General features: G+C 24.0%; 10 protein-coding genes. 5 read left to right on the top strand and 5 right to left on the bottom strand.

Translation table 4 applies throughout. The features are described from left to right. The first annotated feature begins 12 nt into the window (after positions 1-12). Together LT335_RS00860 and budA are read left to right on the top strand one after the other, a co-directional pair. Positions 13-1,467, top strand: coding sequence for a sulfite exporter TauE/SafE family protein (locus LT335_RS00860; RefSeq protein WP_249727923.1), 1,455 nt, complete (start codon positions 13-15; stop codon positions 1,465-1,467). Positions 1,468-1,511: 44 nt separating this feature from the next. Continuing rightward, the gene (budA, locus tag LT335_RS00855) at positions 1,512-2,237 is read left to right on the top strand and encodes an acetolactate decarboxylase (RefSeq protein ID WP_249727922.1); all 726 of its coding nucleotides are present in this window, start codon (positions 1,512-1,514) and stop codon (positions 2,235-2,237) included. Positions 2,238-2,292: 55 nt separating this feature from the next. On the opposite strand, the gene LT335_RS00850 is transcribed toward budA, so the two are convergent. Next, a complete protein-coding gene (locus LT335_RS00850) occupies positions 2,293-2,778 on the bottom strand; it encodes a UU032 domain-containing protein (RefSeq protein ID WP_249727920.1) in 486 nt (161 codons plus the stop codon). 222 nt (positions 2,779-3,000) lie between these two features. Here LT335_RS00850 and LT335_RS04455 point away from each other — a divergent pair, with 222 nt between their 5' ends. Beyond that, positions 3,001-4,794: an APC family permease gene (locus LT335_RS04455; protein WP_249727919.1), complete on the top strand. Its 1,794-nt coding sequence runs from the start codon at positions 3,001-3,003 to the stop codon at positions 4,792-4,794. Positions 4,795-4,839: 45 nt separating this feature from the next. Here LT335_RS04455 and mnmA read toward each other — a convergent pair whose 3' ends face one another. The 4 genes from mnmA to LT335_RS00825 all read right to left on the bottom strand — a co-directional run bounded on the left by mnmA (position 4,840) and on the right by LT335_RS00825 (position 9,010). After that, positions 4,840-5,952 (bottom strand): tRNA 2-thiouridine(34) synthase MnmA, encoded by a 1,113-nt coding sequence (gene mnmA, locus LT335_RS00840; RefSeq protein ID WP_283778543.1) that lies wholly within the window; start codon positions 5,950-5,952, stop codon positions 4,840-4,842. 93 nt (positions 5,953-6,045) lie between these two features. Beyond that, a complete protein-coding gene (locus tag LT335_RS00835) occupies positions 6,046-6,546 on the bottom strand; it encodes a hypothetical protein (RefSeq protein WP_249727918.1) in 501 nt (166 codons plus the stop codon). A gap of 68 nt (positions 6,547-6,614) precedes the next feature. Then, positions 6,615-7,439 carry a DUF3800 domain-containing protein gene (locus LT335_RS00830; RefSeq protein ID WP_249727917.1) on the bottom strand — a complete coding sequence of 275 codons (825 nt, stop codon included), beginning with the start codon at positions 7,437-7,439 and terminating at the stop codon, positions 6,615-6,617. Between the two features lie 188 nt (positions 7,440-7,627). Beyond that, entirely contained in the window at positions 7,628-9,010 is a 1,383-nt protein-coding gene (locus LT335_RS00825) for a DEAD/DEAH box helicase (RefSeq protein ID WP_249727915.1), read from the bottom strand. Between the two features lie 546 nt (positions 9,011-9,556). On the opposite strand from LT335_RS00825, the gene LT335_RS00820 reads away from it, so the two are divergent. Beyond that, the gene (locus tag LT335_RS00820) at positions 9,557-9,820 is read left to right on the top strand and encodes a hypothetical protein (protein WP_249727914.1); all 264 of its coding nucleotides are present in this window, start codon (positions 9,557-9,559) and stop codon (positions 9,818-9,820) included. A 27-nt stretch (positions 9,821-9,847) separates the two neighbouring features. Then, complete coding sequence (locus LT335_RS04450; protein WP_249727913.1) at positions 9,848-13,051, top strand: PDDEXK-like endonuclease domain-containing protein; 3,204 nt, start codon at positions 9,848-9,850, stop codon at positions 13,049-13,051. Positions 13,052-13,059 lie beyond the last annotated feature (8 nt).

Genomic DNA, 13,059 nt, shown 5'->3' with positions numbered 1-13,059 from the left:
AAGAGGTTAATAATGTCAAATCGTTTAGAAGAAATTAATGATCAATTAAATATTGCTAATGATCAATTTAAGAATGATTTTTTGGTAATTGAAAATTTTAATAAACAAAAAAAACATTTTTTGAAATCATTATCTAATGATCGGAAACAAAAGAAAATTAGCAATGAAGATTATGCTTTTTACAAAAAAACAGCAATTCAAATTTTCAAGCAAGATTTATCTTACTTAAATAATAATTTAAATGCTGATTTAGTTAAGTTACAAGCAAAATATCAAGAGTGTCTAACAGCAAATAATCAAGCAGTAAAACAAAAACAAAGAAAATTTTATCAAATTACGCCAAAAACTTTTACAATTATTGCTTTGATTTTAATTCCAATTTGTATGGTAATTGGTTTATTATTAAATTATTTATTAGTTGCACCAATTAATTTTTCTGACAAAAATTCAATTATTGGATTTTCAATTTCAATGTTTATTATTGCAGTTGATTTGATTTTTTTATTTTATATTTGTCGTAATTCAACAAAAAAAATGATGCTAGATAGTTATAATAATGCAGCAAAAATTATGCCAATTGGTTTTATTGCTAACTTTTGTGATGTTTTAGGGATTGGTTCTTTTGCAACAAATACTAATTTATTAAAGGTAACGAAATCGATTAAAGATGATAAAACAATTCCAGGAACTTTAAATACTGGTATGGCAATTAGTAACTTATTTACCGGTTGTTTATTTATTGGAGCAGTGCAAGTAGAAGTGACAACTTTAGTTCCTTTTATTGTTTGTGCTGTTATTGGTTCTTTTATTGGTTCAAGAATTGTTAATAAAGTTAATACTAGAGTAGTGCAATTAATTATGGGTGTTATCTTAGCAGGTACTGCAATTATTATGTTAATGACAGTTAAAGGAATTGCTTTATTGCCTTCAGGAGATTTAAAAGGTGTTTTTGCTATTTGATGAAAATTTATTATTGGTTGTTTAGGATTTATTATTTTAGGTATTTTTATGAGTTTTGGTGTTGGTTTATATGCTCCAGCAATGGCGATTATTTCGTTATTAGGAATTGATTTTTTAGTAGTATTTCCAATTATGACAGTTAGTGCTGGTTTAACAATGCATGTTAACGGTTATCGTTATTCTAAGAATAATAATTATTTACCAAAGACAAGTTTTTGTATGACTTTGGGTGGAATAATTGGTGTTATTGCTTCTTTTAGTTTAATTTTTGTTGGTTTAGGAAAAGGATTAGGAGTAAGTACATCTGATATTAAAGTAATATTTCAGTGAATATCAGTTCCTGTTATTTCTTATGCTTCTTTCTTATTATTAAGAGGTTATTTTAAAGCACATAAAAAACTTAAAAATCAACCGAAACCAAAGGTTGTTTCGAATCCAATTTTAAACATTGATTATAATAATTTTAATAATTTTGTTACTAATTGATCGACTAATTTACTAAAATAATTATATAATGATTAGAATATCAATTAATTTTAACGAGGTGAATAATGCAAATTAAAGGTCATAACTTTTTTCAACATTCAATTTTTTCAGCATTAATGTCAGGTGATGTATCTGGCTCAATTAAAACAATAGAATTATTAAAACATGGTAATTTTGGACTTGGAACTTTTAATGCTACTGATGGTGAATTAATTATTTTAGATGGAAAAGGGTATCAAATTTTAGCTTCAGGTGATGTTAATATCATTAATAATCAAATGACTAGTCCTTTCGCTTCAGTAACTAATTTTGTTGCTGATTTGAAATTAACTTTTAATAATATTGGATTTTCAGAATTAAAAAAACAATTGGAACAAAAATTTCCATCATCGAATATCTTTTATGCTGTGAAAATGAAAGGATCATTTGAAAAGATTAGTACCCGAACTTTAACAAAACAAAAAGAACCATTTGTTGCTTTAAAAGAAGCAGCAAAGAATCAAAGTGAATTAGTTTTAGAAAATCTTTCTGGTGATTTAGTATCTTTTTGAGGACCGAACTTTGCAAATATGATGCTTGTTCCAGGATTTCATGCTCATTTTATTAGTTCTGATAAAAAAACTGGTGGTCATGTTCTTGATTTCAAAGTTAAAGCAATTACTGTTGAAATTTGTTATTTAACTAGTTTCAATTTGAATTTACCTGTAACAGAATCTTATTTAAAACATAAAGTTGATGAAATGAGTATTCATGCCGATATTAAAAAAGTGGAATCAGAGAGTCAAAAATAGTTACATATTAAAAAGTAGCAGAGCTAATTGCTACTTTTTAATATATTTGATTAATTTACTCATGACATTCTTTTTCTAAACAAACTACGCAAACTTGAAACTTTTTTGGAAAATGTTCATTATTATAAATTACATGATTGACATCTAAAAATAATGGTTTTAGGATAATTGTTTTATCATTCTTAGGTAATTTTAAAGTTTCAATTATATAAAAAAGTCTTCGTTCACCTTTAGTTTTGGTTTGATAAATGGAATTACTACCAATATATTGATCAATGTATTCATCTTTAAAGCCAAAACTTTTAAATATTTTTAAAATAATATCTCTTTGTTTTGCTTCTCTAACTTCATGGTTGTTTCTTTTACCAAAAAGGTCATTTAAGATATTTTCTGATGCATTTAGTTTTTTAAAAGTATCAAAAAGTTCATGATTAATTTTTTTAGCTGTATTTTCATCGGTTTTGTAAGTAAAAGTTTCGTTACCTTGATTAATTTCTATCCATTTATATTGAAATAAACTGAAATCAATTAAGGTTTTCATACTTTAACAAAATTCTCGATATCTTTAAATTTGATTTTTTCTGTTGATATTTGATTGCTAAGTAATCCTTTTCTTGCTTTAATTCAAGGTTTAGTTTTATGTGCTTCGTCTACTAAATCAAATGTATTTTTATTTGATGCGATTAATAAGATAAAAAAAGATATTTAATTATTTTTTTCTATATAATATAAATTATTAAAAGAAATTATTGGAGCAAGTTAGATGCCAAAGAAATTTACTTTCAATTTTAATTTTTTCAAAAGAAAAAAAGATGCTTCTAATAAATTGTCTTTAGGAGAACTTGTTTGATTTGGTTTTAATTATACTGCAGGAATTAGTTTCACTGCTGTTTTTGCTACGCTATTATATGGTAAAACTGGTGTAACTTTGGGAACTCATATGATTTGAATTTTCCTAGTTGAAGGTTTAATTGCTGGAACTTGTGCTTGAGCTTTTGCTCGTTTATCTCGAGTTCATCCAGGAACGAATGGTGCAGCATATATTTATACTAGAAGTAGTTATGGTCGTTTTTGAGGTTGATTAATTGCTTTTGTTCAGTACTCAACTTTGCCAGTAATTGTTACTTCACAAATTATTTCAATGATTCGAATTAATTTTACTGATCCTAGTTCTTTTTTATATGCTAATTGAGGTGTATGAAGTAATTTTGCTTTAGATTTAATTGGAATTGCAATTTATGGTTTAGTATCTTGTGTCTTATTTTTTGGGATGAAAGTTTTTAAATATTTTGTTAATATTTCAGCTTATATTAAATGAATTACAACCTTTTTATTAATTGCAGCAGTAATTACTTTATTTGTTAAATCAGGATTTAGTAATTATGAAACTGTAATTGACCATCAAAACTTAACAGCTAATTCTTTTTCTGAAGCTTTTACATCTTGTTTCTTTTTCTTTTTAGGTTTTGAAACTTATTCTACAATTGGGAAAAATGTTAAAAATCCACAAAGAAATATTAGTCTTTCAATTATTATTGTTATGTTTTTAGCAACTTTATTTTATGTTTTAGTAACAGTTTTAATGATTGGCGCTGTTGTCGGAAATTTTTCTGATAATCCAAATTTACAAGTCTTTGATTTATTGGGTAAAAAATTTAATGCCAAATGATTAGGACAAACTGGTATTTTAATTATGTTAATTTGCACCATTTCTTTGAAAGCAAATGCTGGAATGCAAAATGCTTTATATAGTGGTGGGATTTTAGAACCTTTAGCAGTTGAAGGTTATTTGCCTGACAAATTTAAAGATTTAAATAAAGATGGAATTGCTTATCGTGCTTCTCGCTTAAATTTAATTATTACTTTTATTTTTGCTCTTGTTTTTTTGGTCATTCCTGATTTAGTTCAAGCAATTACTGATACCTTTAATAAGGTTGATAAACCGAGTACGGTTCTTAACTATGGAACTATTACTGGTGAAGCTTCTTTTATTATGATTATTATTTATAGTTTTGTTATTAGTATTGCTTTAAAATTGTCATGGCAAAAGAAATTGCGACATAATAAATTTGAATTTGGAATTTGAACTTTTGCCCTTTTATTTTTACTTTGACAATTGGTTATGTGATTTCTTAATTTAGCTAATAGTTTTATTGATGGAGTTAATAATCTACATTCAGTAGATGCTATTTCTCATTCCGCTGGTATTGTTGCACTTGTTTCAAATAGTTTACAAATTTTCTATATTGTTTTGGTTTTCACTTTTGCAATTATTTGATATTTCACATACTATAAACCAAAATTGTTAATTAGAATTGAAACTAATCAGCAAGAACAATACGATCAAGAATTCCTACTTAAAGATGATTGAGCCTTTGTTGCTAAAAATTTACAAAGTGAAATTGAAAATTATTTAGATCGTAATACAAGAATTTATAATAATGAAACTAATAAAAATTATCAATTAGCACAAAAAGTTCGAAAAGAATTAATTGATTCTGAAGGCGAATGAAAAGAAGACGACGAAAATAAAGAAAAAGTAACTGGCGAGACATAATTGAATAATAAAAAATAGATTTAAGTAAATATATCTTAAAGCTATTTATTTTTCGATAGTATTGACAATACCTGAACCCAAGCAAACATCATTTAAATAAAATGCAGCAATTTGACCTGGAGTAATTGCTCTTACTGCTTGTAAAGATTTTACTTTAATTTCATTGTCATTAATGAAGGTAAGTTTTACAGGAATGTCAGATTGACGATAACGGAATTTAGCAAAACACTTAATGGTTTTTGGTTTATCTTTACTAATTCAATTAATATTATTAACGAAACAATTATTATGCATTAATCAACCATTTTCATTTTCATTGGCAACATACAAAATATTATTTTTGACATCTTTATCAACAACGAAGTAAGGATTTTTAAAACCTGATAAGTTTAAACCTTTTCTTTGACCAAGTGTGTAATAGTAAACACCATCATGAGTTCCAATTTCTTTTTTCGTCTTAATATCAACGGTTTTACCTGGTTTCGCTGGTAAATAGTTATCTAAAAAGTTTTTAAAGTTTCTTTCGCCAATAAAACAAATTCCTGTTGAATCTTTTTTATTAGCAACACTAAGATTTAAATCTTTAGCAATTATTCTAACTTCTGGTTTAGTTAAATTACCAATTGGAAAGATTGTATATTTTAATTGCTCTTGTGATAATTGTGATAAGAAATAACTTTGATCTTTGTTAACATCAACCCCTTTTAATAATTGATATTCTTTTGTTGCTTCATCAAAATTAATTTGAGCGTAATGACCCATAGCAATATAGTCTGCTTTTAATTCTTTAATAGCATAGTCAAGGAATGCTGAAAATTTTATGTACTTGTTACAAAAAATATCAGGGTTAGGCGTTCTGCTATTTTTAAATTCATCTAAAAAATAACTAAAAACATAATCTCAATATTCTTTAATAAAATCTTTTCGGATTAATTCAATTCCTAATTCTTGGCAAACTTTTTGAGCATCTAAATAATCTTGTTCTTGTGGACAAATATTAGTTAGATTTTCATTATTTAATTCATTGTTTAGAAGCGAATCTCAATTACGCATAAAAAGACCAATCACTTCGTGGCCTTGTTTTTTTAATAGATAAGCACTAACAGCAGAATCAACGCCACCACTAATACCAACAACAATTCTTTTTTTGTTATGCATAATTATTGCTCCTTATTAATTAATAAAATGCTTACTAATTATAAGGGTTTTTGTTTAAATAAGCAAATATAAAAAGAGAATTAAAATTCTCTTTTAAGCATAATAGTAATTAAAGTGATTATTTAAATTATTGTTAGGCATTAATAATTTAATTTTATCTTTTGTATTTTCATATAAATTATTGATATTAATGAAATTATTATTTTTTTCGATTGTTTCTGTTTTTAATTCATTGAAATAATCTAATAAATTTAAAAATAAAGTATCTTGAGCTTCTTTTGAAACTATTAAAAATAATAAGAAATTAAGTCTTTCACATAATGATTTAATATTTTTTTGTTTTGAAAAAGCTTTTTTAAGTTTTTCAATTTTTTTTACATTCATTTTAAATATTTTATCTTTAATAGAAAATTTATCATCAAGTTTTTTTAATTCAACTAAATTATCTAAGTATTCAAAGATTATTTCATAATTACATTGGTTAAGATTATTTAAATATTCATCTAATAATACATTTATATTGATTGAAATAAAATTATTTAGAATTTTTAATTGAAGTTCTTGATCAATGTAAATTGTTTTAGAATCTAACATTTTGGTAAGTTCCTCAAACTTTCTGATTTATTATATTTCATTATATATCTCTTTCATAATAACATGACTTAAATTGGATTTATTGCTTGGCATTTTGAGCATAAGTTAGATATTATTTGGCATTGATTTTTGATTGTTGGATAGCAATTGCACGCAATTTTTTTATGAATTGTCTCAAAAAATAAATCAATATCGGTATCTCAAATTTTTTGTGAACCAATGATAATTCGACACATAGAAGAAGTTAAACCAGCGTAATAATCAGCATATCTTATTAAAGCTGATTTTGCAGAATTTAATTGTGTTACTGTTAATTTTATTTTTTCAAAATTAGTATCAAGATATAGTGATGTATTAATATAGCCTTCAAGTGATTCAAGATGATTTTTATCATTTATTTTCGGTGTATATTTTCTTTGATCAATAAATATTTTAATTGAAATTTCTTCATCAAAATTAATCTTTAATTGCTTTAAATTATTTTTAATTAAGTGATAAACCATCATGTTATAAATTGCATCAATATTTATAATATGATTATTTTCTGTCATTCATTTTTTTAAATTAAAATGGATACTTGTATTTTGTTGATTAAAATTTTGAATATTTTTAATTAAAAATTTTTTATTATCATATGATAATTTATATCATTTTACTTCTTTGTGAAATTCATTTTTTCTTGAAGTAAAGATAAATTGGTTCAAATTTGGTTCATTATGTTTTCGATATAGTTTTATTGAATTTTCTGTTTTTAAGATGTTAGTTTTAATTTTATTTTCTATCATTTGAATTTGATTAGGATTATTAGAAATAATATAAAATCCGCCAATAGTAAAAAATTCTGATAAATTATTGCCACTTTCATCTAGATAAAAATGAATAAATCATTTCAAAATATCTAACCCCCAATTTAGTAAAAAAGAGAGTTGCCTCTCTTCTGCATAAAGTTGTCCGTACTTAGATTACGGTTAAGCTTTGCTACATTTACTCTATGTCTTACAAATAAATATTAACATTAAGTTTTAAAAAATAAAAGTAATTAGATTATAAAATATAAAAAATAACCCTTTCGGGTTATTAATTAGTTATATCGTTTACTACGATAGTTTTTAGAACTGTCAAAATTGTTTCTAGAATGATTAGAATTGTTTTTTGAACGACTAAAGTTATTTTTTGAACGGTCAAAGTTTCTTGGACGATCAAAATCGTTTTTAGAACGATCAAAGTTGTTTCTAGAATGATTAGAATTGTTTTTTGAACGACTAAAGTTATTTTTTGAACGGTCAAAGTTTCTTGGACGATCAAAATCATTTTTATAATCATCATTTTTTTTGAAATCTAATAGTTCTGAATTAATTTCTAATTTATTAATTGGTTGGTTTTGAAATTTTTCAATATCTTTCAGATCAAAATAATTATTTCTGTTATTAACTAAAGTAATAGCAGTACCTGTAGCACCAGCACGAGCAGTTCTACCAATTCGGTGAATATAATATTCTTTTTCTTTTGGAATATCAAAGTTAAAGACATAATCAATGCCATCAACGTGAATACCACGAGCCATTAAGTCAGTAGCAATTAAAACGTTAACTTGTCCAGTTTTAAATAATTTTATTGCTTGTTCTCTTTCTCTTTGTCTTTTATCACCAGTAATTGTTACAGCTTCAATACCATTTTGCTTTAATAATTCTTGTAATTTAGTTGTATATGCTTTTGTATTAGAAAAAATAATACTTAATTTTGGATTTAATTCTTTATATAAAGCAATTAAAGCTTTTTCTTTATTAAGATGTTTAGTGTCAAAATAAAATTGTTTTAGATTTTTGTGTTCTTCTGTTTTTAATTCGTTATTAAGGTTGATTGCGATTGGATTAGTTTGATAATCCGCAGTAATTTTTAAAATTGTTTTTGAAATTGTCGCAGAAAATAAAAGTGTTTGAATATTTTCTGGTGCATAAGCAAAGATTTCATCAATCTTTTCTTTAAATCCCATTTTTACCATTTCATCAGTTTCGTCTAAAACAATAGTTTTTAAAAATCCTAGTTTTAAACTTCTACGATTTAAATGATCAACAATTCTTCCAGGGGTTCCAATAACAATATTACTGTATTTTAAATCAGTAATTTGTCGTCTCATATTAGAACCACCAATTAATAAAGCAACTTTAACATTTTTTAAATACATTGCATATTTTTTTACTTCTTGTGAAATTTGTAATGCTAAATCTCTTGTTGGACAAACAATTAAAGTTTGATTTTTAAATAAGTTAGTGTCTAAGTTATTTAAAATTGGTAAGAGAAAAGCAGCAGTTTTACCAGTTCCAGTGTGACTTTTTCCAAGAATATCTTTATTTTGTAATATTTCTGGAATTGAAATCTTTTGAATTGGTGTTGGTTTAAGATAACCTAATTTAGCAACAGCTAAGTTTAGTTCATTTTTTAAGTTTAGTTCATTAAAATTCATATGTTCTCCTTTTTCTTTAATAAAATAAAATTTAGTTTAAAGAAAATTTAGCATATGAAAAATCATTATATGTTATATTTGGATTTTTAAGTCTTAAGATTTTATTTAATTAAGATAATTTTCTTTAAAATGGTCGTAAAATAATTTTTGTTTGTAAACAGTTTTTATTTACAAACTTAATCGATACTGTTAAATAAAGAAAATTGTAAATTAAAAAACAACTTATATATTATATTTTAATTAAAGGTTAAAGTCAAATAAAAGTGGTACTAGATTTTAGTACCATTTTCTTAAAATTATATATATTGTGGTAAATAAGTTACATTATTTTCTGCTATTTTCCTTTTTTCTCTCTAATGAAATAATTTTAATTATATATACTTTTTTAATTTAGAGTGAATAAAGTTTATGATTAGATTTAAAAATAAAATTTTTATCTTAAAAAAAATCTTATTTTTTTTTAAATATTGTTATTGCCTACCTCGATACTTTGCTATAATGACTAAAAAATAATAATTAATTTTATAAAAAGAAAGTTGGAGCGATATGAATAAACAATTAAAAGTGTCTTTAGAAGAGATTAATTCTATGTTAACAACAATAAAAAATAGTTTAGTGATGTTTAATAAATTAAGTGAGAGTGTTGATAATTTAAGTAAACAATTAAAAGAAACTAGTGAACATTTTTCTAAATTAAGTGAAATTAACAAGCAATTAACAATTGCATATACACAAAGTGAAGAAAAAAATCTATTATTAGAAAAAGTTTTAGAACAAATTAAATGGGCAAATAAGAGATTAGAAGATTAATTAATTTTAGTTTGAAGGGTTTTAGTAATGTTAATTAAAGAAGTTGAAAAAGATAAAAAATATACAAAACTTTTAAATAATTTATTAGATATTAAAAGAGGTGATTCTGCAATATTAACGAAAACATCACCGAAACATTTTGATTTATTTGTTAAGTTTAAAGATGATGTAAAATCTTTAGAACAAATTTTTACAAATAAAAATTTTACTTTAGAATTAACAACAGATTGAATTAATAATTTAATAAAAGAATTAGAAATTTTATTACAAAAAGATAATTTTATATATAATAATAATAATTCTTTATTATTAGGACAAGAAGTAAAAAGAATATGTAAAGAGAATGATTATAAATTAAAAAGAATTTTTGAAAATGGTTTACTAATTGCATCAGAAGTAAGAATAACTTTGGAACAAATTATTAAAAATTTAGAAGTTGAGAAACAGCAGTTTATTAAGAAATGAACAAAATATAAAAAAGAAGTAAAAGATGAAACTGATCAAAAAGGTTTATCGCCCCTTTATATTGGCACTTGTTTTATAAAAGGAACTGATTTAAATGAATTTTATGCTTTTAATGCTCCTTTATTATTAAAAGAAATTAATCTTGAGATTATTAAGAATAAAGTAAGAATAACAAATAATTCAAATTGGATAATTAATGAAAAGTTATTTTTTTATTTGGAAAGAATGGGATATAGTTTAGTAAATCCAATTGATGATGATGAAAAATCATTTTTAGAATTATTGAAAGAAATATTAGCTTCTATTCAAGCAGTAACACCAACAGACATTAATTTTTTTATTGATAGATTTGTAAACTTTAAAAAAGAAGAAATTAAAAATCAAAAAATTGAAATTAAACCTGGTTTAATAATGGGTTGATTTAATCCTGAAGGTGGTTACTTAAGAAAATTGCTGCAAGAAATTATTGATAATAATGAAATTGAAAGTATTATTGATACTAATCCAAATAAGGCAATTTATGAAAATAAAATTAAAAATGAAATAGAAAATAATTATGAATGATTAGTAAAGATTCAAGAAAGTAATTTTTCTCAAGATCGAGCTTTAGTTTCAGCATTGATCCAAGATACGATTATTTGAGGACCACCAGGAACTGGCAAGTCGCAAGTAATCGCTAATATTATTGCTAATATCTTGTATAATAATAAAAGTGCTCTTATTATGTCGCAAAAAATGGCAGCATTAAATGTCATTAAGAAAAGAATGGGTAAATTATCTAAATTTTTACTTTTTTCTTTTGATTCAAAACAAATGAAAAAAGAAGAATTTTATCAACAATTAAATGAATTTTTGGTAACTGTAGAACGTTCTAGTTTTGCTTTTAATTATAATAAAAAAAGTAGACCTTTAATTACAAATAAAGAAGTAAAAATGTTAAATATTATTCATGATTTAAAAATAAAGAATGAATACGATAGTATTATTGAATCTTATAAACTGTATGGTAATAATTATTCTAAAATGAAAAGAATGTCGTTATTAAATTTAAATTATGATTATCCTTTAATTGGTACTAGTGATGAGAAGATATTTTTAGAAAATTTGGCGAATTTAAATAGTATTAAGAAGAATGGTTATATTTTTTGATGAAAATATCAAGATAAGTTTATTGAAAATTCTAAAGCTGCTTATAAAATTGCTAGTGAAAGTCAAATTAATGATTTAGAAAAATATATTAGTCCTTTTAAAAAAACAAAATTTGAAAATATTCAATTAATTGCAGAAAATGCTCAAATATTAGATGATAGAAATAATGATCAATCATTTATTAGTGATGAAGATTTTTTAGAAAATTATTTATCTAAAAATATTATGGATAAAATTGATAATTGATTTTCATATGATTCTGGGAAACTAAATTTATATAAAAAATTTGCTAATGCTATTAGAGCAAAAAGAAGGTTACCTAATAAATTTATTAATGATCATATTACAATTATCAAAGAATTATTTCCAATTATTGTGACAACTCCAGAGCAAATTTTTATGGGTTATAGTAAAAATCATTTTGATTATGCAATTATTGATGAATCTTCACAAATTTTTCTTGAGCTTGGGTTACCAATTTTATATTTATCTAAAATTAAGGTTGTAGCAGGCGATCAAGAACAAATGCGACCAACAGCATGATTTTCAACTAGAGATATTGCTGATGAATATGATGAAGCAGATGTTGAGGAAAATGCAATTTCTTTACTTGATTATGTAAAAGATAAGGGTGTTAATGAGATATTGTTAGATCAAAATTATCGTGCTGATTCAGCAGCCTTAATGTCATTTTCTGCTAAAGAATATTATCAATCAAGTTTGGAAGTAATTGATAAGATTGGTAAAAATATTGAAACTCCAATTGAAGTAATTCAAATTAATGGGCAATGAGATAGAGGAACTAATGATGAAGAAGCAAATAAAGTTATTGAAATTTTAAAAGTAATTCATAATGACTATGACACTATTATTATTTTAGCTTTTAATATTAAACAAAAAAAATTAATAGAAGATAAATTATCTGATGAACCACGTCTTTGAACTAAAGTTATGGAATCTAAAATAAGCATTAGAAACATTGAAAATATTCAAGGTGATGAAGCAGATTTAGTAATTATGTCAATTGTTTATACACCAGAAACAAGAGTTATGAGTACTTATGTTGCTAGAAAAGGTGGTCGTAATGCTTTAAATGTTGCAGTTTCTCGAGCTAAAACTAAAATGATTATTATTAAATCTGTTAATGAAAAGACATTAGGTAATGGTTCGGGAGAAGATTACGAAAGTTTTAGAAACTGACTTGCTTTTCTTGATTGTGACCAAGATATTCAAAGAACTTATTCAATTCAAGAAATAAAAACTGCACGGAGTTATAGTGATTCTAATTTTGAAACTGAAGTTTATAACAAGTTGTTAAATGAACTTAGTTTAATTAAAAATAATTTAAAGTTGGGTCAACAATATCCAGTAGGATCAAAAAGAATTGATATTGTTGTTTTAGATGAAAATAATAATTATATTTTGGGAATTGAAGTTGATGGTTATCATTATCATTCAACAACAGATCAATATTTATCAGACTTATCAAGGGAAAAATTTATTAAAACTAAAGGGTATGATTTAGTTAGAATAAAAGATATAAATTGATATTTACATTCTGATAGAGAAATAAGAAAAATTCAAAATATTATCAATGCTAAATTAAATCAATTTTAAAAAATAGT

This window comes from Spiroplasma attinicola, assembly GCF_023509825.1.
GTDB classification, from domain to species: Bacteria; Bacillota_I; Bacilli_A; order Mycoplasmatales; family VBWQ01; genus Spiroplasma_D; species Spiroplasma_D attinicola.
Note: the sequence above shows the minus strand (reverse complement) of the source record. Positions and strands in the feature narration are given on the sequence as shown.